Here is a 26149-nt window from a genome sequence, read left to right on the forward strand (position 1 = left end):
TTTAAACACTCCTCTATAACTGTACTTCGATTTTTGTCACAGCTTTTCTGATTTCGGCTACAAACTCCTCAGCCGGTTTCTTACTCATTCGGTCACGTGGGCCAGCAACACTTAAGGAGCCCAATAATTTATCATCACTATCGAAAATTGGAAGGCCGATGGATACTACACCTTCATCGATTTCACTGTCTGAATATGCAAAGCCCACTTGCCGAATTGCTTCTAAATGTTCCTTCATCTTCTTTGCCTGGATAATCGTATTGTCAGTGTGAGCCTGGATAGGAACACGTTCGTACAGTTCATCTACTGTGCTATCTCCCATGAAGGCAAGTAAAGCCTTGGAGGAAGCTCCACCATATAGAGGTACAATATTCCCTTGTTCAGACGACACTTTTACCGGATGGCCGGATGGCACGGAAGACAGGCAGACTGCTTGCATATTGGAAGGTACTAGTAAAATGGAGGTTTCACCGGTAACTTTGGTCAGTTCCCGCATCGCTTCCTGAGAGATGACAGGAAGGTCGATATCCATTTTGATAATCTTCGCGAGCTTCAGAAAAATATAGCCAAGGCAGTACACACCAGGAGAATATTCAACGATATATCCTTTTTCCTTAAGTAAACGCATATGGCGGTAGACGGAGCTTTGTGGTTGCTTAAGCCTTTCAGCTAACTCAGGTACGGTAAATGCCCGGTTTTCAAAATCGAATTGTTCCAGTATTTCCAATGTTTTTTCAGCGCTCATATAATCACCTTTTCTGATTAGTAGTTATCAATTCTCTATATTTGATAATATAGAGAATTGATAACTCATTTACAATTATTTATTGGACGTAATTGCTTTCAGAAATAAAGGCGATTAAAAGGTGCGACTTATCAGGACGGCTTGCCGACCTCTAAAACAGTGTTCAGCAAAGTCTGAGCACCCTTTGCCAGATCTTGTTGGTCAGCCCATTCTTCTGGACAATGGCTTCTTCCGTCTTTGCAGGGGATGAACAGCATACCGACAGGTGCCAGAAGGGACATCTGATTCGCATCATGACCGGCACCGCTCGGCAGTTCTACGAGCCTGTCAGTCACCTTACTGCCTGCTTTGTGAAGAAGGGACTGGATGTCCTTGTCTATCGTAATCGCTTGAGAACGTGAAATATTTTCATGTGCAACGTGGACAGCCCGATGACTGGCGATATTTTGAGCTTTTTTAATAAATGACTCACTGACTTCATCAATTGCCTTTTCGGACGTGCTTCTGATCTCCAAAAGGAATTCTACTTTTCCTGGTACTACGTTGGAGCCGTTTGGATAATTAGCGATGACACCTGCCGTGCCAACGACTGACTCTTCGTATGTTCTACTAGCTACTTCTTCCAGTGCAAGGATCATTTGTGAAGCAGCAGCCAGTGCATCATTCCGTAAATGCATAGGTGTCGTACCGGCGTGATTGGGCTTGCCTTCTACAATTATTTTATAACGTTGGATACCCACAATACCTGTCACAATTCCTAAATCGGCTTGTTCGTGTAAAAGAACTGGTCCTTGTTCAATATGGAGTTCAAGATATAAATAGATATCGCTCTGTTTTTTTAAACAAGCAGCAATCTCATCAGGTTTTCCTCCAGCGAATGCAATAGCTTCACCTAATGTTTGGCCTTCTTTATTGGTATAAGTAAGCATCTCTTCAGACAAATTACCGCTCCAAGCCCTGCTTCCTACTGTGGACAGCCCGTATTCTGAAGGTTCTTCTGCAGTGAAGTCTACGATTTCAAGCGGGCGATCCAATTGAAAGGAATGATCATGCAGCGTACGGGCAACTTCCAAACCTGCCAGCACACCTGCAATCCCATCAAATCTTCCTCCATCAGTAACCGTGTCCGTGTGCGAACCGATGATTATAGGTGGCAATGCTGGATTTTTGCCTTCTAGACGTCCTATTACATTAGCCGCTTCATCTATTCGCACTTCCAAACCACAGGCTTTCATCTCTTTCATAAGCCACTGTCTGCCTTCGTTATAGACAGGTGAAAATGAGCGTCTTGTCCAAGGCATTCCGGGTATCGTAAACTCAGCCAAGTGATGGATCATTTCCCATAAACGGCTTGCATTGATTTCCACGTAGGCATTCTCCTTTTTCAGTTAGTTGGAAAGTTGCATTACTTTATCAAGTAATGCATTCTGGGCACCAAAACATCTACAGGGATAGGCATTTTCAATGGTGTCAGGTAACTCCGTGCCATAACCGTAGCAGTCTAAAATCACGAATTCAGGCGCATACTTTCGTATTTGAGCCATTATTTGTGAATAATTGCATTCCGATTTAGGATCCACTGCAAAAAAGTGTTTGTCTCCTTCGACACCTTCCCATTTAGCAGGGGCAGTAAGGAGCTGTTCAGGGATAGGAACAAAAATTGCAGTTCGATTGTTTGAGCGGATCACTGAACTCTGCATCTTCAATTCCTCGAAAGGGAAAAGCAAGGGAACCTCACTGGATAGATGAGAAAATTCGCTCATACACAAAATCGCAATGGCTTCGGACGTAGGTTCAAATTGATGTACAAGTTCTTGTAACCGCTGCTCGATAAATTGATGACCGACAGTAGCAGAACCGTCATTCAAAACGGCGTATAGTTTCTCTTCTTTATCGGAAATCGGCAACTGATGAATCGCATCTGGTGTAACGTCATCCAGTGCGCCCACCAAACGAACATGAGAAATATTCTTCGAAACAAAAGGTGCCAGTAAGTCGGGTCTTGGAGTTTGCCCAATCGTCAGTAAAGTGATCATTGCATTCCTCCTATTCGGAAAGTCTTTGAATCTCTAATTTCTGCTTCATATTATCTAAAGGGATTATCAAATGTCAATTACGCATTATCAACATTTGATAAATATAATTTTATTGCTCGTTTTTTCTAACTATTTTATATTTTGAAAGCGCTATCTAAAGGATGTTTTATTATTTTTTCGTCTCATTGAATTCTCAAATATTAATGAAAATTTGGTGAGCATACCTTGTATAATTAGTTGAAATGGCTGCCAATGCACCTCATAATAGGAACACTAGTCAGAATGTTGAAGAGTTTTACCTAATATCCGTTTGTCATCCATTCAATACGTTGGAAGGCATTTACTTTTCCTGCATTGAAAAGTAGTAAACTGCAAGATTAAGACGCTATCCAAATTATTTGATAAGTGAATGATGTATTCCATAAAATAAGTCATTGCAGTGTGTTTGCTAGGATATTTAAAGATGAATTATTACATAAATACGAATCACCCTTTGATAGTTGGAAGAGTATAGATGAAAATAACTTTTCATGAAAAAACTTGCCTATGTACTATGTAATTCAGACAGGGTTCTGATAACTTTATTGACGTCACAAATAAAAGTCTGCCAACTATACAGCATGTTGGCGGACTTTTTGAGTAAAAGATTGGGCTGTTGAACGTTGAAGCCAAAAGCAGATAGCGGAGAAGAGTGGATGCCTAAAATGCTGATATTGCCCTGCGTCACACAACTCGAGTAAAATACATAGCAGTGTCCGAGTTGTGTATTACTGAGGTTCTTATGGTGGCATTGTTTAGATTCTAAATTCAAAAAAGAGAGTTAACCAATGGATGAGATTATCGATTTACATCTATCTTTTATGGAGCTACTGGTTAAAGAGGGAAACGTGTTGCAAGAATTTGAACGAGAAACCCGCTGAATGTATTATCATACACAACAAACTTCAAAGAAATTTATCAATGTTATGTGCCACAAAGGACCGCGCTTTCTGTAATCATTTTAACAACGCAGACTGACAACTTTAACAATAATAGAATAGTATAAATATCATGTCATTTGAGATTGGCATCTGGTACTATTAAGAAATAGAAAGTATAACATGAGGAATCAGATAATAACGAGTAGTGATTTTAAGATGTATTTTGGCTAGGGAAGAAGGAAGGTTGACGAATGGACAAAATTATCGATCTGCATCTATCTTTTATGGACCGTCTAATTGAAGAAGGGGATGTACTGAGGGAGTTAGAACGAGAGCGGATCTTTATATTGCCTGGGTTTACAGATCAGGCTGAGCTTGTCCGTTCTTATTACAAGAAGTACTACTCCAAGCCTAGCCAACGTATCGTCTTTTGTGGCATTAACCCCGGTAAATTTGGTGCTGGGAAAACGGGCGTGCCATTCATTGATTTCTACGGGATAAGCCGGTTGCTCCCCGGAATTAGCTTACTCCTCCCTGCGCATGACCGACAGGAGAAAGAGAGAAGTGCCCAATTCATGTTGTCCATTATTGAGGAATATGGAGTCGGCGAGTTTCAGGACGCTGTATATGTAACCAATCTTTCCTGGTATGGGTTCCTGCGTGACGGCAGGAATTTGAATTATTATATTCTGCCTCGTGCCGTTCGACATCATTTTATCGAGTCTTTTGTGGAAGAGATGAAAATTGTGCAGCCTTCTTTCATTGTCCCTCTCAGTGAAGAAGTGGGACGAACACTCCGTCAAATGGTAAAAGATGGCCAACTGGACTACCCAATTGCAGAGCGTCTTCCTCATCCTCTTCATGGCTCGTTTCCTACGAATCTGAAAAAAACACGGATGAGGTATCACAAGTGCATCGAACAACATACAGGACTGCAACGAAAAGGAATTTACCCTAGAGAAGAGTGAATCATTATTTTCTATGATTATCATTGAGCCATACCCAATATCTTTCGCTAAAAAGACAGAAAATCTTTTTAACTGTGCAGTATTTAAGATATAAACTAGTATAGGTATTAATTAGCCAGACCTAAATTAAGTCTCCCAGTTAACAGTACCCTGGGAGGCATTTTTTATAGCCTTTTTAAAAAAGATACCTTTAACTAACTAGATTAAATTAACCTATACATTTGATATGGTAAATGCTGTACGAAGATATTTGATAATCACTTTACCAATCTGGGCAAGGGTCTGCTGACCATCGTGGTTATCTTCCCAATTCGTCGTCAGTACGGCGATATCGATGCGTTTTTCACCGTTTTCAAAGTAGGCGATGTCGTGTTCGACGCCGGGGAGCGTGCCGGTTTTGTTTCCGATGATGAGCGTTTCATCGAAAATTGGCTGGAAGGCAGGGAGCTTGTCAATCAGTTGCTGGTCACGCATGATGGTTTTCAATTGTTGTTTGCTTGTCAGTGATAGGATGTCGCTTGCGGGATTCAGACATGCAAGGAAACGGACCATGTCTCTTGCGGTTGCGACATTTTCTAGTCCTTGTGCCAATGCGTCATAGTCCATAAATTTCCGTGTTAGCTGCGAGTGAGTGACACCGACGTGTTTGAAGAAATTCTGAATGCGCTCAATCCCAACATGTTCAATGACGAGGTTCGCTGCCGTATTATCTGAGACAATAATGGACAAGGTCAAGGCATTCCGTAACGTGATCTGTTCCATACCGCTCAGATACGCTAAAACTCCAGAGCCTCCGACAGGTTCCTCTATTTTTAAGAGGCTATCCAAGTCAATCTCTCCACGGTCCGCTGCCGCAAGACATGCCATGGCGACTGGCACTTTCAAAATACTGGCGGATCGTTTCACTTCATCTTCGTGTATAGCAATCACCCCGTCGGGCGTAGTTGCGTATATCGAGACGTCTCCCGCTACGTCATTAGCGATTCTGTGTAGTTCTTCTTTTAATTGTATGTAATCCATATTTTTCACCTTCCCGAGTAGAATGTGAAACAGCAATTCAATCTCGTTTAATTGATAAATTCAGAATTGTGCCTTATATCCGCTTTAATCGTACCATCAGGATGATGAAAAAGCTCTACCTTTTTTAGGAGCTTCGAGAGTGCAGCTTGGCTACTTACAATTCGTATTTGTAATCGTATATAACCAGAGAGGCACTGTTGTTTCACAGCGTAACAATGCAGGGGGATGTACAGTTCTGATTAAAACACTATGAACCTGAAAATAATACATGTATAGCTACACCAGTACTTCAGAAGAAGGTTGTTACAATGCTTACATGCTGAACTATATGCTAAACTGAAGATATATTACGAGGATGATATAGGAATGAGATAGGTCAGAGGAATGTATCTTTTACAGTGTCTTTTTTTATGTCTCATCTATAGATATGGATAAAGTTTACAACGGGTAACAGAACAGTGTGATAATAACGGCGAAATACATAGTATGCAGAATGATAAAATTTTTAAAGAGAAGGGAGGAAAGGCATGTGGCGATCATTAATGTTTCTGAGCATAATGTTTCAGGCTATCAAACAATCAATGCGGCAATTCAGGTAGCTTTGCCAGGAGATACAGTGGAAATTGATGATGGCATCTACCATGAATATGTGATTGTAGATAAGCCACTTATCCTCAGAAGTTCTAGTAGGGATACTCGATCAGTCTGTATAACAGGCGGTGTTTATATCTTTTTAATGGATGAAGTGCATATTGAATCGATCACTGTCGGTTGCAGCACTGCTCCGATTGATTATGGACTTCATATACAGTCAGGGAAGTTAACCCTACATCACTGTCTTTTCTCTGAGATTCAAGGAATCGCTATGAGGGTGGATGAATCGGCTAAAGTGTCTGCTGAGCATACGATATTCAAGAAGAATATTCAGGGCATCGGAGTGTCAGGGCGTTTGACTCTGTTCGATTGTATAGTAGAAGAAACAATCGAGAAGGCACAGCTTACTGTGTGCGATGGAGGGGAACTCTCCCTAACAGATTGCGGGATTTTAAGCGGACAGGAAGAAGGAATTTTCCTGACAGGCGGCAGTCGATGCGCGATTACAAAGAGTTCCTTCATAGAAAATAGCGGCCCGCAAATATATTTGGAAAAGGATAGCTTTTTAGATTTAGAACAGACGAATTTCTATTTTGGGAAGGCGCAGGGAATTTATTGTAACCATTCTAAAGGGGGCATGAAGAACTGTACCTTTGTTATGCAAAATCTCAGTCATGTAGACCTTGCAAATGGGTCGCATTTTGAAATAGAGTCCAGTACGTTCGAAAATGGAAACTCCGTGGGGATTGCCATTAATGGCTCTTCTGTTGAAATTTCAGATTCGCTGTTTAAAGGACAAAAAAGTGACCAGTTGAACTGTATTAAACAAAGTAATGTTTCGATTCAACGAACTCAGTTTCTTTCAGGGGAAGAACGAGGAATCGTTTGCGAGAATTCTTCGTGTACGATTACTGAATCCGAGGTGAAGTACAATCAAATGACGCAGCTGTCGGCATCTGGCCAAAGTACTATGACGATTCTTGGATGTCAAATTGAAAATGGGAAAACCATAGGGATTTATTCAGCTGGCAGTCAAGTGAAGATTTCAGATTCGCAGGTCACTCATCACGAGGATATACAAATTTTTGCTGCTGAACAATCAGAACTAATTGTTACGGCAACTGAAGTCAAGAGTGGTAAAAGTGCGGGGGTGTCCGCTAAAGAATCTACAATAGAAGTCGCTAACTGTATTCTCATCGGCCACAAAGGATCGAACATATTACTGAGTACAAATGCAAATGCAGAAATTACGGATTGCAGGATTTCTAATGGAGAAAAGAATGGGGTACTTGCTGGACCAGGGACAACCATTTCACTGGAACGGACGGTATTGTTTAATCATAAAAGAGCGCAAGTGAGCGCAACGAAGTCTTCCGAAATATATGTGATAGAGTGCGAACTCTATGATGGCAGCTCATGTGGGATGTCGTTGAGTCAGGTAGGACGTGCTGAAATAACGGATACTAGAGTACACGGACATCGCGCGGACCAAATTGTTTTGCAGGATTGTTCTTCCGCTCTCTTTAAAGTTACCGAGGTGATAAATGGAACAAAATCTGGATTGCAGCTAGAAAGATCCGGTCCTGTGCTCGAAGACTGCCGCTTTGATAATAATCGTGCAGGAGATTTGAAACGATTGGATAACAGCGAACCGGTATTGAAAAATACGGAATTGTCGATCCCTCCAGTGGCGGACGGACCTAGAGTAAGAGTACTAACGGGACAGAGTGACGCAAACGCAGCCTTTAGCAATCCAGAGATGCTGGACATTTTAATGAGCGAACTGGATGATTTCATTGGTCTGGAAGACGTGAAAAACAAACTGCGCGACATGATGAATCTAGTGGAAATCAACCACTTTAAAGCAGAACGCGGGTTGAAAACCATTAAACTGGCAGCACCTCATATGGTGTTTAAAGGAAATCCCGGCACTGGGAAAACAACCATTGCACGACTCATGGGTGGATTTTTTAAGTGGATAGGCCTCTTAAAGAAAGGGCATCTCGTTGAAGTGAAGCGAGAGGACCTTGTCGGTACTCACGTAGGGAGTTCTGAGGAATTAACGAAGTCGAAGATCAAAGAAGCGATGGGCGGGGTACTCTTCATAGACGAAGCTTATTCGCTTACAGCAGGAAAGAACTCAAGCAACGATTATGGAAAAAAGGTCATTGACACATTGCTTCCGGCAATGGAAAATCATCGTGGTGAATTCGTTGTCATTGCAGCGGGCTATACAGAGGACATGGATCAGTTCTTAACGTCGAATCCAGGATTGCAGGATCGATTTACTGAAAAGATCCACTTCCAGGACTATACACCTGATGAGCTGATGCAACTCTTCTTAGCCAAGTGTGAAGGAAGCTATTCGGTCACAGTCGCTGCCAAGAACGCCATACAGGATGAGTTCATTGAACGATATCGCAAGCGCGACCAGACGTTTAGTAATGCCCGAATGGTACGCTCGCTCTACGATCAGATCGGATTAGCCCAGTCCCTACGAATTGCGCAGCTCCCTCGGGACCAATGGTCAGAAGAGTTATTGATGACTTTTGAAGAAGAAGATGTTCTTCGAGTAGTAAAAGACCGAGATAGGAAAAGTTATACGATTCCGATTGATGAGGCACTACTTGAAAAGAAAAGGGCAGAACTCCATCAATTTATCGGTCTTGAGACAGTGAAAGCTGAAATCGATGAAATGATTGAACTGATGAGGTATTACAAAAGAGAAAATCATTCAGCTGAAAAGCTGATGAATCATACACTCCTAATCGGAAAACCTGGAACAGGCAAAACCGAGATTGCTCGCGTACTTGCAGGAATCTACCAAGCACTTGGATTACTCGAAAGAGGCGAACTGATTGAAGTGGATCGCAGCGATTTAGTCGGTTCGCATATTGGTGAAACGGAAAAGCGTACAGCAGCCCAGATTGAACGCGCAATGGGAAGTGCACTGTTCATCGACGAAGCGTACACACTCGTAGGTGGAGGCGAAAATGACTACGGAAAAAAAGCCGTGGAAGTGCTACTGAAGCAAATGTCTGATAGACAAGGGGAATTCTTGCTGATTGCGGCAGGCTACGAAAAAGAAATGACCAGCTTCCTAGACAGCAACGCAGGGCTACGCCGCCGTTTCGGGCTCACATTATATTTTGAAGATTATACTCCAGAAGAACTAATGGAGATAACGGAACTCTATATTCAAGGATATGGCATAACGGTTGAAGCGAAGGATGCGCTGTCTCGGCACTACCAAGACATTTATAAAAGAAGGAATGAAACCTTTGGAAATGCTGGTCTCGCTAAAAAGATGGCGAAAGAGATGACTCGAAAAGTCGACTACCGCCTGGCTGTGGCGACCAGCAACCAGTTGAGAAAAGAGCTGAAAAAGGAAATTACAAGAGATGATTTGGTTTTATTGGAAAGCTGATTTCCCCTGGGGTAAAAAATATACCTTGCATGAAACAAACGTGTTTGTTTAAACATTTACGTTTGTTTCGCGCGCCAGTGTACTTTTCTAGTATTGTAACTTTTAAGTAAAATATAACAACATTGATAAAAACTCAGTGCAGTTTACTCTGGAAATAGGACTTTTAATTCAATCTAATGCTGTCTTGCTCATCACAATAGGTTATAATCTAAAATAACAGAACTCGCCAAATTGATACGCTTTTCGAGACTATTTGTATATTTCTGTTGGTAATTATCAAGATCACTATACCTCTGTTAAAACAGAATACTCAGGAGTTGAACTAATTGAAAAAAAAGAAACGTAGTAAATTAAAATGGTTGTGGATCTCGCTTCTCATCGTATTTGTATTGGTTGCGACTATCGGAATTTACGTATTCACAGTTTATAGTTCAATCAAATCTACGGTTAATGAAACGAGTCATGAACCTGTAGAAGCGATCGATACCGAAGTAACAAAGAAGAAATTGGAGAATCGGGAATCGTTGAATGTATTGTTGCTTGGAGTTGACGAACGCGAAGGTGATCGCGGACGATCTGATACGATGATTGTCATGACATTGGATCCTACGCACTCCAGAATGCAACTGGTTAGTATCCCGCGAGACAGTCGTACTGAAATTATCGGTAAAGGCGTAGAGGATAAAATTAACCATGCTTATGCTTTTGGAGGTAGTGAGATGTCTGTCGCTACGGTAGAAAACTTTTTAGATGTTGACTTGGATTACTACGTACGAGTGAATATGGAAGGCTTGGAACAGTTAGTCGATGCAGTTGGTGGGATTACAGTAAATAACACATTGGAGTTTAGTCAGGATGGCTATACATTCACTAAAGGTACGAATACGCTAGATGGAAAACAAGCGCTCTCCTATGTTCGGATGCGCAAAAAGGACCCAGAAGGTGATGTGGGACGTAATGAAAGACAACGTCAAGTCATTCAAGGTGTACTTGAGAGTGGAGCAAGTTTGACTTCAGTGACCAAGATCCATAAATTGATAGATATTCTCGGGAAAAACATGGTAACGAATATGCAGTTTGCCGATATGCAGAATTTAATGACGAACTATAGAAATGTGAGTGCTAATACGACATCTTACCAAATGACAGGTAAGGGAAAATTCATCAATGATATTTGGTATTTGATGGTGCCCGATGATGAGTTAACAAAAACGAAAGATATGATTACTGAATATGGTGGCTAACTGTTTAAGTGTGCTGTAAGAAAACGGTGAATCGTACTATTCATACTGCGCCCACTTGGAGTCCCTTTAAATATAGCCTTCTGGTCAATCAGCTGACCAGAAGGCTATATTTATTTCTTGTAGTTAATAATTTTGATTCATTTCGCTAAATAGTACCCAACGTGTTTAATAGAAATAAACTGTTTCACTGAGCGCTTCTTTTAATACGAGGGTGAGACTCTATTGGTAGTTCAACAATTCCTATTTGTTTTCTCACACCTTGTAGTTGATAAAAGTACTGGTACTTAAAATTCCTAGTTATTTTAACATTCAATCTTATTATATAAATAGGCATTTACACCCTTTTAAAACTAAGTATTCTGAATCATTTATAAAATATTGCTCTTTATCTATTCGCCTTGTGGTATATTGCTATTATTAACTGGTATATACCAGTTGATAATAATTACAAAACTGAAATGGAGGAATGGAGCTTGAAAAAGAGTAAAAAGTCTATCGCTAGTTTGGCTGTTGCTTTACTCATGTTAGTAAGTACGATTGCTGGGTCTATTGGTTTGTCTGGAATTCAAGTAGTACACGCTGCTGAACCGACAGATGAAATGAAACCGTATACAATTTACCCGAATCCACATGAGATTACGTATAGTGGACAACAATTCGAAGTGAGCGATTCAGTTAACGTGGTTTATGAAACACAAGTAGATCAATATACGAAAAATCGAGTGGAAGAACTGTTGAACTCGAAAGAACTTACTTTCACGGAGTCAGCAGAAATCGTTGCAGATCGAACGAACTTTTTGGTGGGCATTCATAAATCAGGTGAAACTGTAGACAGCTACTTTAAAGACAACGAGTTGAGGGACGAAACAATCTTGGCGAAACTCGATGCGAATATTGTCTCTGTTCAAGATAATGTCATTGCCATCTTAGGAAAAGATATTGACTCTGCTTTCTACGGAGTTACGACGGTTAAACATATTTTTAAACAAATGCAGAATCGGTCGATTGAAGAGTTACTCATCAAAGATTACGCAGATGTTAAAGGTAGAGGATTTATTGAAGGATATTACGGAGAACCGTGGTCAAATGAAGACCGTGCAGATCTCATGACTTTTGGCGGTGACTTTAAAATGAATTCATACATCTATGCGCCGAAAGACGATCCAAAACATAACGGGAAATGGAGGGACTTATATACACCAGTCGAGTTAGAGAAAATCAGTCATCTTGCAGAAGCAGGAAATGCAAGTAAGACGCGATTTGTATATACACTGCACCCATTTATGAATAATGCAATCCGATTTAATACAGAAGAAAACTATCAACACGATTTAGCAATCATTAAAGAGAAGTTTACGCAGTTAATGGATTCGGGAGTGAGGAAGTTCGGTATTTTAGCGGATGACGCTGGCGTTCCTCCACAAGGGGCGCAAACTTACGTACGATTAATGACGGATTTGACGAATTGGTTAGTGGAGAAACAAACTGATTACGACGGACTCATCACGGATATGATTTTCTGTCCGAATGATTATATGGGATGGGGAGAAAGTGGGCAAATTCAAACACTAAGAGAATTGCCGAAGTCTGTGAGTGTGATCCAAACAGGTGGTAAGGTTTGGGGTGAAGTATCGAATCATTTCACTTCAACGTTCACTAAAAATGCTGGAAGAGGACCGTATCTCTGGATTAATTGGCCGTGTACGGATAACTCTAAACAGCATTTAATCATGGGTGGGCATGAGACATTCCTACAGCCTAATGTGAATCCAGAAAATATTGAAGGCATTGTACTCAATCCGATGCAACAAGCGGAGCCGAGTAAAATAGCGATATTTGCGAATGCAGATTATGCTTGGAATATATGGGATAGTTCTGAACAAGCGGACCAAAACTGGAATGACGCGTTTGCTTATGTGGACCATGCTAACAATAATGAAACAGCGGCATCGAATGCGTTGAAAGAGTTGTCGAAGCATATGATTAACCAAAACATGGACGGTCGTGTCGCAAAGCTAGAAGAGTCGGTTGAATTAGCTCCGAAGTTGAATGCTTTTAAAACAGCACTTGGAAATGAACCAATTACTGATCAAGCAACAGAGCTGATTACAGAATTTGAAACGATTTTAAATGCGGCACAAACCTATAAAGAGAATCCTGGGAATGCGAGAACGCGGGATCAAATCATTTATTGGTTAGATAGTGCGATTGATACAGCCAATGCAGCGATTTCTTTACTAAAAGCAGAGATTGCGCATGAAGCAGGGGACAAGCCGTCTGTATGGGAGCACTACAGCCAAGGTCAGGCTGCATTTGATGCTTCAAAAAATCATCTGTTTAGCTATATTGACCACTATCAATATGCAGAAGTAGGCGTGCAGCATATCGTTCCTTTTGTAAAAACACTTTTGAACGATGTGTCTATGAAAGTACAATCTATTGTCAATCCAGATCTGAACAGTGTGCGTGTCATTACTAATCGTACAGATACACCAACTGGGGACTTAAAAAACTTGTTAGATAATAATGCAAATACGGAGGTTGTCTATAAAATACCGAGTTCCATTTCGGTTGGAACGTATATTGGCGTACTTTATGAAAAGCCGTTTACATTAAATTCCGCGCGCTTTGAATTAGGCAGAATCGGAAATAATAGCGATGCATTTAATGCAAGTAAGTTGCAAGTGACAGTAGATGGTTCAACATGGACAGACATTGAAGGTGAAGTGTTTGGCCATGTTACTCAAGCTGTTGTGGAAAATTTAAATTTGAAAGTAAAAGGTGTTCGATTGATTGCAACAGAAAATCGTGAAGGTACTTGGTTCGGTATTAAAGATATTGTTATTAATGAACAGCAAGAACCAGTTGAAGAGTTGGAGTCGAAGTTGATGGTGCCTGAGCATTTCACACTCTATCAAGGAACAGAAGCAAATCTATTTGATGGGAATGACACGACTTTTGTTTGGTACAATCCGTCAGGTACAGTAAAAGACACGTCTGTTGTTGGCGATTATATTGGCGTGGATTTACTGAAAGTGAGCAATCTTGGAAAGGTTTCATTCGCCATCGGCAGAGACAATGCGGATAAGTGGACAGACTATCAGTTAGAGTACTCCAAAGACAATGTAACTTATACAAAGTTCAAAGAGTATAAAGGGAAAGCATCAGGAATGGATAAAATTGAAGAAGATTTAACAGGGGTAGAAGCGAGATATGTACGCGTTAAAAATCTAAAAAACGTTCCTGTTTGGCTAAAGTTTAGTGAAATTAAGGTAGAACCTGCAAAATCAGATTCTGAATTTACGTATACCAATAATGATTCGTACAAAGGAATTCCTTCGCAACATTCACTTGAAAGCACGAGTTTAAGTAAAACGTCGGATATCACACTTCAATCAGGAGAGTTTGTCGGTGTGAAATTAGAACGTATTAAGGAATTGGACGTCGTTACTGCGTCCGAAACGAGCGGAAAACTTGTGCTGCAAGCTTCTACGAATGCAGTGGAATGGTTAACTCCGCAAGAAGGAACGATTGCTCGTTATGTACGATTTATGAACAATACAGATGAAGCCGTTAATTTTAACATGAACGAATTCAATGTTTTATCAAAAGAAATTCGCGGACCGGAGTTTGTTGAAACGACTATGGGAACTGCACCAAACTGGTCGGAAAACGACTCTAGAAAGAAAGGTACACTTCTTAATTTGTTTGATAAAAATTTGGGGACGAAGACAATTTTCGCGGATTATCAAAGAAAAGGTGAATATATCACCTATTCTGTTGGTGAGCCAAGAATCTTTAACAGTCTCCGAATTTACAATGATGAAAATGATAGTAACTATATTCGAGACGCGGTTGTACAATTGTCGATGGATAACAAAACATGGACGAATATCGCAACATTAGGTGATGGCGAAGACAACATGTCAGGCGGCACACCGGATTACTCTGATAAGATTAAAGACGGGTATACGCATGACTCTGTAAATCCTGGAAACTATTATTTTGGTAATGAACAGATTGGTGGAGTTGAAGCGAAATACATTCGCATTCTATATACAGCGAATTATTCTGCACGATTTGCTCATATCAATGAACTCCTGATTAATGGTGGAGAGTTCGTAAAGACAGAGAACAATCCAACATTTGTAGCGGAGCCAATCGAAGAAGAAGGATTCGGTCCAGGTCAGCTATTTGATGGTGATTTGACGACAGCGTTCAAGCCGAATATGAAAAATCACAAGGACGGTAGCTTAACTTATCGTTTATCAGAAAATACAGATGTGACGGCAATAACAATCGTTCAAGGCTCAAACAATATTTCGAATGCTACTGTAAATGCTAGAGTAGGAGTTGACGAGTGGGTTGAACTAGGCACATTGGATAGCAGTCTAAATACCTTATACAATTCTTCGTATGACAATATTTTTGAAATTAAATTGTCTTGGGAAGATGTCCAGCCGCTTATCTACGAAATGAATATTTCAACTAACAAAGATTTAGTTGAGAAGGTTGATAAAACAGCACTCGCTTCGGCCATCGCAGAAGCGGAGAAGAAAGAGCAGGCGGACTATACTGCAGAAAGCTGGAAAGTGTTAAGTGAAACATTGCTAGAAGCGAAAGAAGTGAATAAGAAAACAAATGTATCTCAATCAGAAGTGGATCAAGCGACAACTAACCTTCAGGTGGCATTGGACAACCTAATAATTAGTCCCAAGCCGCTTAAATTAGAGGTTAAAAACACAACAATCACAGCTGGAGAAGAGATAGATTTACGATCTCTAATTACAGTTGCTTTAGATTCAAAAGGGAACGATGCGACTCAACACGTCGTTATCGAATCAGATGGTTTTGATCATAATGCACCTGGCACTTACGAAGTTAGATTTACGTTGGCAGAAGACGGAGTAGAAACAGTAATGAAAACTTCAACTGTCACTGTAGAAAAAGTACCATCTCAACAAATCACTGAAATAGCCGATCTCTATAGACTAGTTGCACAATACAAAAAGTCAGATGATATCTTAGATAAGAAAGTAGTAAAAGATTTAGAAAAGCAGATAGCCAAGATCGAGAAGGAAGATAGCAAAGACAAAGACAAGGAAGATGAGGAAAAACGAAATAAGAAAGTCGTGAAGGAATTAAATAAATTCAAGTCTCTAGTTAATAAGCAATTGCGTAAGAAACAAATTACAAGAGTGGCTCATCAAGGGTTTACTGAAGGTGTGGATGTACTAATCGAAAAGCGGTTAGAAAAATAGAGTCAGTTTGCAAAAAAAACGTGAATCATGCGCTTAGCGTTATGCTAAACAAAATTAAGTAGGTATCACCCTTATCTAGCTAATAATCTAGTGCTAGATAGGGGTTTTTTATGCTTTCAAATTTTCACATAGCGATTAACAGACGAGTACTCCTACAAGTACTTACCTGTGAGTATGCATAATTGATGAATAACCGTACTTTGATGTACTTTCAAGAAGGACTATTGGTGGAGAATATGACAATTAATAGCACGTCACAACACCTGAAATAGATGAAAATGTGTTACGATATACAAATATAATAAATACATAAAGTTAATGAAATAGCTCGCAAGACAATGTGGTTATAGGACAAAAGAACTGTTGAAAGATAGAGTTAGTCCTGTTTTATGATCTAGACTTAATGACATTGTTGAGATTGAATCGATCAAGTAGAGGAGGAGGAAACTTGCAAAAACATATAACCAACAAGGGGAAAGTTCTGTCGGCTATTCTAGTGGTTGCAGTTGTGATTTTATTGGTAGAATTAGTTGTTTCAAATAAAAACGATGAGGCTATGTCCAGTCTACATAACAAACCCTTAGAAACTTTGTCAGTTTCGTTTGAACCGATGGTAGGTTTTGGAGAATCCCCTTTAAGGCACTCGATTATCTTAAAAGAAAGAGCAGATAAGGAAATTGCAAGAAAGCAAGCAGTTGCTAAGCAAAATGAAGTCGATCAACGAGAGAAAGCAATTTATTTAACATTTGACGATGGTCCATCTGCTGTTACGGATCAGTTGATAGACATCTTGGATGCCTTTCAAATGAAAGCCACTTTCTTTATGATAGGACCCAATATAAAGGAGCACACCAAATCAGTAGTCCGCATGAAAAACGAAGGCTTTGGCCTTGGCTTACATGGGATTACTCATGAAGCAGGAAAAATCTACAGCAGTCCGTCTGCTCCAGTAGATGAAATGTCCGAGGATCGGGACATTCTACAGAACGTGTCGGGGGTACGTTCCAATCTTATCCGACTTCCTTACGGGAGCATCCCGTATTTAACCGAAGAGATGCGATATTTATTGGACAAAGGCGATTTCAAGGTGTGGGATTGGAATGTGGATAGTCGCGACTGGGAACTAAAGGATAGACGGTATGTACAACATACAAAGCAGGAAATCGATCGGTATATGCAAGCAGGTGTTACACCAGTCGTGCTACTGCATGACAAACCCCATACACTAGAATACTTGCCCGAGTTGCTATCTTACATTAAAAAGCAAGGGTATCGAACGAAAGTACTCACCAATGAACAACCACCCGTAACATTTCAATGTGAAGGTCGCTGTAATTCAATCAGCTAAATCACTGATTGAATCGAGGAGGGATTTAAGTTGAAACGACTAGTTTTTCTTGTCATGATTTTAGGTTTATTTACGTTTCTGTCTGGTTGTCAATCTGACCATAAACAAGCTGCTGAAATACATGAGAAAATGGAGGAGTCCGCATCCTTTGAAGAGAAATTCGTAGCGAACCAAAAGCAGTTAGATGATACTAGAAAAAGGGTACAAGAAATTTACCAGGATGTACAAAGTCTTGACTTCAATGACATTGACGCCATTAAACAAAGGGTGGGAGACCACGAACTATCTATGGAAAAGCAGCAGCTGAATGAAGCTGAAGAAAACTTCCAAACCGCTTATAGTAAATTGATGGCCATTAAAGAAAACATTGAGCTGATACAAGATGAGGACCAAAAGAAGCAAACAACGAAGCTTGTGACACTCATGAACAGTCGGAAAAAGCTGATGGAGAACTTCTTTGATACCTATCGAAATCAATTGAAATCACAAAGTTCATTCTTCGAACATCTTGAACAAGACAAATTTGAACTGGATAAACTTGAAGGTGAGATTGATGTCATAAACGAAGATAGTCTACATATGTCTGAGGTTGTTGAACAATTTAATGAGATTACCGAGCAGTATAATAAGGTAATGATTGATTATTTTAAGATGGCTGATATAAGTTAGACTGATTATCAAATAACTTGATGTCGATCACTGAATTCGCACGCTACTTTAATTACAAAATCACTTGCGTCGCAGTAATTTAAACCCAATAGTAACAAAAAACTCAAAATTATAACAAAAAGTCCTTTATAAGTAGGTGCAGGTAGTTCCTGTCCATAACCAAAAATAAGGACCATATAATGAGCAAAATCACATGAAAAACAGTGGTGAACGTACATCGTCTAAACTACTATACAAAGATGCTGTACATAGCTCCATTTAAGAAACATCCTCCATTTGACAACCACTAGACTTCTGATAATATATTACATGCTGTAAAATAAATGCCCATAGCTATATTGGGAACCAGATATTATTACTGAAGGAGTGGATTTGATATGACATGGGCTTTGGCTAGTTCGATATTGATTGGATTTTTTGTCAAAATGTTAATGAGTCCTCCAAGTGCAGTTGTGGCATGGGGGCTAAGTAAATTTGAACTGCATCCGCATCTTGACACAAAAGATATTACGATAACATTTAACGGAAAGCATTTAGAAGAAGAAGAAAAAGATAGGTTTACGGACTATTTTAATAAATCTAACTTCTTGAAAAAACACGATATATTTCCAGGCAATGAAAAGTTATTTCTCCAACCTGTGACTAATGTTACTCCATATATCATCAACATGAAAAATAGGAAAAAAGAGATTAATTTCTTTGTTTATAGTTCCGATAATCATGTTGACGTAGTCAAACAGTACAAGGAGAAAGTTTTTTCTTATAGTATTAGTTCTGACTATCTACAAAAATTCACTATGTAAACTAAGGGTTTCAATTAGCATAAGGTTAATAGAAGAACAAGCATGATATACAATTATCCATTGCAGGATCCTTTATTTTGGAGTTGGATAGGTTACTGCCTCCAACCTAAAATAAAGGATTTTTTGTGCAAACTAATAATTATAGAAATTTTAGACTTTGTAAATTAAACCTCTTATTATGCTGCGACCGTAGAGACTAAAATGTATAAAAGAGTACCACTGTCTCATCATGAACCATCAGGCAATGGTACTCTTTTATTCTGCAATTACATGCTGATCGAGTGATTAGATGAAACCTATTGTGATAAATCCTCATAAGTATTAACCATTTAACAAGGAGAAGCCAATAAAGACGATAGAAATAAACGTGTTGTGCGCTAAATGTCAAACAGGAATACTTCTTTGTAAAAAAAGCTAAACGTTAAGGTCTTTGTGGTACGTGAACAAATTGAGCCGTTATGGTGATGTGGATATATTAATAATTATAATGTTCATACACTCAGTCACAAAAGATTATTTTTTTGTTCTTCAGTTTGTTAGGTATGAAAGAATTTCGACAGTTAGGTATCATAAACTGACAGACAAATCGAAAAAGAGGTGTAGTAATGGAAGACAATCTATCGTTCTATTTAAATGTTGTAAGCGCTTATAGTCCCGTCGTAATTCCTCATACGAACCAATTTACTTTCATCAGCAAAAAGACGGGGATTCCTCAAGCATATCTATGGACAGGTGCTGATGATGACGTACAATTACTTGGTCAGTTTAAGGAACGAGTCATGTCCGTCTATCATTCTTCTTCTGGGAAACAAACGATTGTAGGAATGGATGATAAAGGGAATGAAAAGCAGCAGTTCTATTTAATGAAGGAAGACGGCAGTTTTGAAGCTCTTGTCTTTTCGCCAAATCATTTTCATATTTTCGGTGGCTGGAAATCCGATGGGTATAAGATTATGTACGCTAGTAATAGACGGAATATTGGTTACTTTGATATTTATGTATTGGATTTATCGACAAGGAAAGAAGAACTCGTCTTTCAATTTGATGGAAAATGCACACCTGTTTGTTGGTTGAAAGGGGAAGAAAATAAAATTGTCATTTCCATTCAAGAAACCAATATCTTTAAATCATTGATGATTGTTGACTTAGAAACTAAGAGGATGACCAAAATTGGTTTTAATGAAAGCCAGGCAAGATATCAAGCGCTAGTCTTTTCGAGTGATGGCACTACAGGATATGTGCTCTCTGATGTGAATGGAGATAAGTTAGCGCTATACCGTTTTCAAGTGAGTGATCCTAGTGAATTAGAGCGACTGTATATGGATCCACAGTGGGATCTCGAAGAAATTTCACTATCTCCTACAAATGAGAGCTTGATTATTAACGTGAACGCAGGCGGGGAATCGGTTCTGAAAAATTATGATTTACTTACTGACAAGGTTACCGTCTTGGAAAACATTCCAGACGGAGTTATTGATTCGATTTCTTGGTTGGATAATCATCGATTACTCTTCGCGGTTAAGAGTCCGATTCTGCCAGGAGATAGTTGGAGTTACGATTTTCTTGAGCAACAAGCTAAGCGTTTAACATATTTTGGACAGTGTAAAGAAATTGAGCATCTTTTAACGGAACCGGAAGTGTGTAAGCTCAACTCCTTTGATGGTCTGGAAGTTCCATACTTTTACTTTTCGAGAGGACAGAAGCCTAAAGCCACGGTCGTTTATGTTCACGGAGGTCCAGAAAGTCAGATACGGGCTGATTTTAATCCGGTCATACAATACTTAGTTTCCAAAAATTTTGCTGTAGTCGCACCAAATGTAAGGGGAAGTTCTGGATATGGTAGAAACTATATTCAATTGGATGACGGGCGTAAACGAATGGATGCTGTTGCAGATCTAGCAAGTTTAGTGGAAGATCTGGTTCAAACGAAATCAATCGACAGCAGTCGAATTGGGATTATGGGACGTAGCTACGGTGGTTTCATGGTTCTTGCTGCGTTAACACACTACCCTGAAATCTGGGCAGCGGGAGTAGATATTGTAGGGATTTCTCACTTTAAAACATTCTTAGAGAATACGGGACCTTGGAGAAGAAAAATCAGGGAATATGAGTATGGAACACTGGGTGAAGATGATGACTTTTTTGAAGAAATTGCTCCACTTAATCATTTGGATAAGATCCAAGCACCTTTACTTGTCTTTCATGGCAAGAATGATACAAGAGTCCCAGTTAGCGAAGCCGAGCAACTGACTAAGCAAATGTTAGAAATGGGAAAAGATGTAGAGCTAGTTGTTTTTGAAAATGAGGGACACCAGACGGAGAAAATAGAAAATCATATCTCCATGAATAGTCGTATTGTGGAGTTTTTTGAAGAGACGATGATAGCTGGTGTTGGTCTTTAACGTTTGAAATGCAATCTCACTTTAACAATCAACTTTAATTGAAAGCGCCACGACCTCAAGAGAAATTCTTCTTGAGGTCGTGTTGCTTTTTAATATTGTTCAAACTTGGTACTTACATTTTAGTGTTATTCAACTCATATTCCTTAAAAATCTCCCCAGCGATGCCCATAGCTTGAATGGCTTTCGGGAATCCTACATAACCTGTGCAATGGATGATGATTTCAATAATTTCGTCTTGAGTCACTCCAATGTTTAAAGCGGCTTGGATGTGAACCCCAAGCTGGTCAAAAGCGCCTTGAGTAATAAGTGTTGTTAGTGTGATGTATTCACGTTGTTCCATAGTGAGTGTATTACGCGCATACAAATCCCCGAAACCGGATGTTACAATCATATCCCAGAAATCAGGTGAAATCTTTTGGATATTTCGCATACCTGTTTGTACCTCTTCAGAAAATAGTTCGTTCATTACGTGTATTCCTTTTTCATAGCGCTCATTGTGATCCATATCATTGTCTCCCCATTGTTGGTGGTATTTCGTGTTCATCGACTAATGCTTCGATGACGAAAGGTTTTTTTGTTTCTTGAATACGTGAGAGTGCTTTTTGAATTGAATTGGAAATTTCTACTGGAGTCTGGCAAGTAATCGCCTCTAGCCCCATTGATTCTGCAAATTTAGTTGCGTCAAGAGGGGTTTCATAAATGCCACCTATGGATGTCCCAATCATTTTCCTCATGCCTTTTTCAACCATATCCAATCTACCGTTATTGACGACGATGAATAGTACTGGGACATCGTAGTTATATGCAGTAGATAATTCCGTCCCATGCATGAACAGACACCCGTCTCCAACCAAGCAGACAATCAGTTTTTCGGGAGCTGCAAGTTTTGCACCAATAGCATAGCCGATACCATTACCCATTGCACCAAAGATGTCATCAAAGAAAAACGTGCCAGGTTTGTAGATATCAAAGTGCTGGATGCCATAGAACGAATGACTGCCATCATCCCCGAAAACAATTGCCTCCTCTGGTAGTGTATTCCGCATCGCTTTCAATACTTGGACAGCCGACATGCGCTTTCCAGGAGTATTTTCTTCTAGTGGTTTCTTCTCAATTTTCGATAGAAATTCGTCGTGATTTGTTTTCGGAATGTCTTTCAAGATTGCTACTAAATTCGATTTGATATCCCCGAGTATCGGCGTGGCGGGTACTGGAATTGATTTGCCAATGAATGTTGGGTTATAGTCGAAGTGAAGAATGTGCTCTGGATACATTACTTCTGATAGTCCAGCTATTGACATGTCGCTGAGTTGTGAACCGATAACGATAAGCAAATCGACTCCTTCGCTGAGATAAGCCGATGCTTCAGGCGTTCCTCCTAATCCGAAAGCGCCTAGAGAAAGAGAGTGATTGGAAGGGAACGTTCCTTTTCCACCTGGCGTTGTAATCACAGGAATCTCCCAATGCTCTGCGAGATGCTGGACTTCCTCATAAGATTTGCTGGAATGGACGCCTTTCCCAAGGAAAAGGAGAGGTCGTCTCGCATTACTTAGTTGTTCTGCTACCTCACTTATCTTCGGCGAAATCAGCTCGTAGGAAGTAGGGAAATCAAGTAAAAACGGTTCGATTTCTTCAAGTAAAATATCAAACGGGATAGATAAATGCACAGGCCCCTTCACACCGGAGACTGCTTTTTCAAGTGCATGCTGTAAGAAAGGCTTCAACATATCCCCGCGTTCCACCCGGGCACTAAATTTTGTCACTGATTCAAACATATCTGTCAGATCGGTTCCGAAAATACTTGAGTCTTGTCCCATCGCTTTCCCCGTATCTTTCATCGAAGGGTGTCCGGTTATGAGTAAAAGTGGGACATTAGATGCTTTTGCTTGTCCAGCAGCGGAAAGTAAATTGGTGCCGCCGGGGCCAGATGTCCCAATCGCAACACCAATCGTTTCATTCATTAACGAATATCCTGTCGCTTCATATCCTGCTGCGCCTTCGTGTTTACTAAGTACGAATTCCATTTCATAACTTATGAGTTCAAAAAGAATAGGGGAAACAGCCTTCCCTGGAATGCCGAAAACATGATGGATCCCCCAATGTTTAAAATTTTCAACTAAGACAGATGCAACTTTTTTCATACTGAACTCTCTCCCTATCCTAATTAGTGTAACAAGTAGACATGCTCAATTTCAGAAACAGACATGGGTTTGCTGTAGAAATAGCCTTGTATGATATCGCAGTTATGTTGTTTTAGAAAGTCCAACTGTTCTTGTGTCTCCACTCCTTCTGCAATCACTTCCATTTTTAGGTTGTGAGCAAGTGTAATGATAGCAATTACGATGATGGCATCATTAACATCATTCATCAATTCGTTGACGAATGACTTGTCAATCTTGATGTAGTCAATTGGAAAGTTTTTTAAATAGTTTAGTGAACTATATCCTGTACCGAAATCGTCAATACTGATGCCAATGCCAAGTTTTTTCAGCTCTTTTAGAACGTAAATGGAATATTCGTATTCCATCGCCATATTCTCTGTGATCTCTACAACGAGATATTTAGGATTAATGGCTGTACGTTCCAGTACTTCCTGTACATATGAAATAAGATTTCGAGTTAAAAATTGCTGAGTTGACAAGTTTACGGAGATTTTGACAGGTGTCATGCCTGCATCTTGCCACTTTTTGTTTTGTAAACAGGCTTCGTTGATGACCCACTCGCCAATTTGGGTGATGAGGCCATTTTCTTCGGCTAGTCTAATAAAACGTCCAGGTTCAAGCATTCCTAGACGTGGATGTTGCCAGCGAATCAACGCTTCAAATCCTATCAAATCGCCAGTGATGTTATGAATTTGTGGTTGATAATGCAACACAAACTCATCATTTTCGAGCGCATTACGTAATTCGATTTCAAGAACAGACTCCGCAATCATTTGATCCGATAAGTCGCTCGTATGGATGACGAATTGATTTTTACCTTGAGCTTTTGCCTGATACATGGCGTTATCCGCATATACCAAAAACTTTTCCATTGATAGGGGATAGTCAGGATAAATTGCGACCCCGATACTGACCGTCGTGTGTAATTCTTTATTGTTCACGAGAAAATGTTCACTGAAGAGATTAAGAATCTCTTCTGCTTTTTGTATCACATAACTCGGATTGTTAAAGTTAGTTAGAAGAAAAATGAATTCATCTCCACCCATTCGTGCAAGTGTATCGTTTTCTCCAAGAGCACTCGACAAACGTTCACTAACCTTGTGCAGTAGCTCATCTCCGTATGAATGACCGAAGTTGTCGTTAATGATTTTAAAGCGGTCCAAATCGATGAACAGGAGAGCAAGTTGGCGGTTTTGACCTGAATTGATTTCATCGATAGCGGATTCCATTTCATTTTGAATATATCTCCTGTTCGGAAGGAGGGTTAAATCATCGTGGTAAGCCAAGTAATTATACCTTTCTTGCATGTTATATTGATTTGATATATCTCTGAACTGGCCGAAAGCCCCGACCATTTTGTCTTCTTCAAAAATGGGTTGCGCATCAAATAAGCAGACTACTTGTATCCCGTTTTCATCTTCAAATTTGATCTCTTCATTGTTAAAGCTTTTTCCTTCATGTAAAACCTTCCTAAAATACTCACCTGTTATCGGCGAATCACAAATATTCCTACCGATGACAGATTCTCTACTGTTATTAGATATTTTTTCGGCGAACTCATTGAATTCAGTTGTAATCCCGTTTGCATCAGTAATGACAATTCCATTCCTTGTTTTCTTTAGCATAATCTGGTTTAAGATGTTAAGCTTACGATTTTGCCTACGAAGAAGTAGTTCACGTTCAATCGAATCTACCACTTGACCAAGCATTGAAAGAAAGAGCGGATTTTGAAATTCAATGGGCATCATAATTGAAATACTACCCAATAAATTATTTTCTTCTTTATTGAGAAAAGCTGTCCCATAACACGCGATTCCATAGAGAGGTGAATGATAGTGTTGCTTTCCAATGATGCTGATAGGATGCATTTGTTGCAAGGATAGACTTACCACGTTTGTGCCTGTATCTTCCAGTGTGAATTGTGCGCCAAGCTTAATCCCGAATTGGTCACTCATCGCCTTGATAGCTTCATCGCCTTCAGACGAAAGGAGGTAGCCATTTTCATCTGAAACGACGACAAGAATGGGAGTTCCTTTTAAGGAATTCAGCAATTTGTTTGAAAAGAACCTGACGACAGATAAGATTTCACTATACGCCATTCGCTTCTCTTCAAACTCTGACTTACTTAAGAACTGTTTTGGGGCGGACATTTTAGTTGAGTTCATACCTGCCTCTTCACACATTTTGTTGGCTGCTATAATGTAGTCGGGGTCTGACATCCGTAACATCTCCTCCTAACCTTCTTAGAGATAAATTGTATCATTATAGTAATTGCGTACTAATTCTAGTGTCAAAAAATCAATTTAAACAGTTTGTTATTAAGCATTTTAACACGTACATTCCGAATAGCATAGGTGTTTAGTACTTAATCCGATATTTCATGGAATTATAAGTATTGATAGTATATTCAATAATTTTAAGCGCAATTAGTATTATCCGTCTCGTATTTCTAAGTGTGGGTAAAATGAACTGATTCTGAAGGGAAATAGTGAAAAGATTTCTGGTTTTGAAGATGTAATATTCCGTTAAAAAAATAGATACAGAGAATAG

General features: G+C 39.7%; 15 protein-coding genes. 8 read left to right on the forward strand and 7 right to left on the reverse strand.

The window, feature by feature from the left end; all coding sequences use genetic code 11:
• Positions 1-13: 13 nt before the first annotated feature.
• The 3 genes from M3197_RS02450 to M3197_RS02460 all read right to left on the reverse strand — a co-directional run bounded on the left by M3197_RS02450 (position 14) and on the right by M3197_RS02460 (position 2781).
• The gene (locus M3197_RS02450) at positions 14-745 is read right to left on the reverse strand and encodes an IclR family transcriptional regulator (protein ID WP_251658418.1); all 732 of its coding nucleotides are present in this window, start codon (positions 743-745) and stop codon (positions 14-16) included.
• A gap of 131 nt (positions 746-876) precedes the next feature.
• Positions 877-2112, reverse strand: coding sequence for an N-carbamyl-l-glutamate amidohydrolase ErtE (gene ertE, locus M3197_RS02455; RefSeq protein WP_251658419.1), 1236 nt, complete (start codon positions 2110-2112; stop codon positions 877-879).
• Positions 2113-2133: 21 nt separating this feature from the next.
• Positions 2134-2781: an AroM family protein gene (locus M3197_RS02460; RefSeq protein ID WP_251658420.1), complete on the reverse strand. Its 648-nt coding sequence runs from the start codon at positions 2779-2781 to the stop codon at positions 2134-2136.
• Positions 2782-3952: 1171 nt separating this feature from the next.
• On the opposite strand from M3197_RS02460, the gene M3197_RS02465 reads away from it, so the two are divergent.
• Positions 3953-4669, forward strand: a complete 717-nt coding sequence (locus M3197_RS02465) for a uracil-DNA glycosylase family protein (RefSeq protein ID WP_251658421.1) — start codon at positions 3953-3955, stop codon at positions 4667-4669.
• A gap of 213 nt (positions 4670-4882) precedes the next feature.
• Here the strand turns inward: M3197_RS02465 and M3197_RS02470 are convergent, their stop codons facing one another.
• Positions 4883-5689, reverse strand: coding sequence for a serine hydrolase (locus M3197_RS02470; RefSeq protein WP_251658422.1), 807 nt, complete (start codon positions 5687-5689; stop codon positions 4883-4885).
• A 529-nt stretch (positions 5690-6218) separates the two neighbouring features.
• On the opposite strand from M3197_RS02470, the gene M3197_RS02475 reads away from it, so the two are divergent.
• From M3197_RS02475 to M3197_RS02505, 7 genes are all read left to right on the forward strand, one after another.
• Positions 6219-9710, forward strand: a complete 3492-nt coding sequence (locus M3197_RS02475) for a right-handed parallel beta-helix repeat-containing protein (RefSeq protein WP_251658423.1) — start codon at positions 6219-6221, stop codon at positions 9708-9710.
• Between the two features lie 326 nt (positions 9711-10036).
• On the forward strand, positions 10037-10954 hold the full coding sequence (locus M3197_RS02480) for an LCP family glycopolymer transferase (RefSeq protein WP_251658424.1): 918 nt from the start codon (positions 10037-10039) through the stop codon (positions 10952-10954).
• 473 nt (positions 10955-11427) lie between these two features.
• Positions 11428-16215: a beta-N-acetylglucosaminidase domain-containing protein gene (locus tag M3197_RS02485; RefSeq protein ID WP_251658425.1), complete on the forward strand. Its 4788-nt coding sequence runs from the start codon at positions 11428-11430 to the stop codon at positions 16213-16215.
• A gap of 448 nt (positions 16216-16663) precedes the next feature.
• Positions 16664-17563, forward strand: coding sequence for a polysaccharide deacetylase family protein (locus M3197_RS02490; RefSeq protein WP_251658426.1), 900 nt, complete (start codon positions 16664-16666; stop codon positions 17561-17563).
• Between the two features lie 30 nt (positions 17564-17593).
• Positions 17594-18232 (forward strand): YkyA family protein, encoded by a 639-nt coding sequence (locus M3197_RS02495; RefSeq protein WP_251658427.1) that lies wholly within the window; start codon positions 17594-17596, stop codon positions 18230-18232.
• 377 nt (positions 18233-18609) lie between these two features.
• Entirely contained in the window at positions 18610-19035 is a 426-nt protein-coding gene (locus M3197_RS02500; RefSeq protein ID WP_251658428.1) for a YfmQ family protein, read from the forward strand.
• A gap of 605 nt (positions 19036-19640) precedes the next feature.
• On the forward strand, positions 19641-21437 hold the full coding sequence (locus M3197_RS02505) for a S9 family peptidase (protein ID WP_251658429.1): 1797 nt from the start codon (positions 19641-19643) through the stop codon (positions 21435-21437).
• Positions 21438-21549: 112 nt separating this feature from the next.
• Here M3197_RS02505 and M3197_RS02510 read toward each other — a convergent pair whose 3' ends face one another.
• The 3 genes from M3197_RS02510 to M3197_RS02520 are packed head-to-tail and all read right to left on the reverse strand — an operon-like array spanning position 21550 to position 25818.
• Positions 21550-21981, reverse strand: a complete 432-nt coding sequence (locus M3197_RS02510) for a carboxymuconolactone decarboxylase family protein (protein WP_251658430.1) — start codon at positions 21979-21981, stop codon at positions 21550-21552.
• The gene (locus tag M3197_RS02515) at positions 21944-23578 is read right to left on the reverse strand and encodes a thiamine pyrophosphate-binding protein (protein ID WP_251658431.1); all 1635 of its coding nucleotides are present in this window, start codon (positions 23576-23578) and stop codon (positions 21944-21946) included. The genes M3197_RS02510 and M3197_RS02515 overlap by 38 nt, the downstream gene beginning before the upstream one ends.
• Positions 23579-23601: 23 nt before the next feature.
• Complete coding sequence (locus tag M3197_RS02520) at positions 23602-25818, reverse strand: EAL domain-containing protein (protein WP_251658432.1); 2217 nt, start codon at positions 25816-25818, stop codon at positions 23602-23604.
• Positions 25819-26149 lie beyond the last annotated feature (331 nt).

The sequence above is a fragment of the Sporosarcina aquimarina genome (assembly GCF_023715615.1).
Taxonomy (GTDB): domain Bacteria; phylum Bacillota; class Bacilli; order Bacillales_A; family Planococcaceae; genus Sporosarcina; species Sporosarcina aquimarina_A.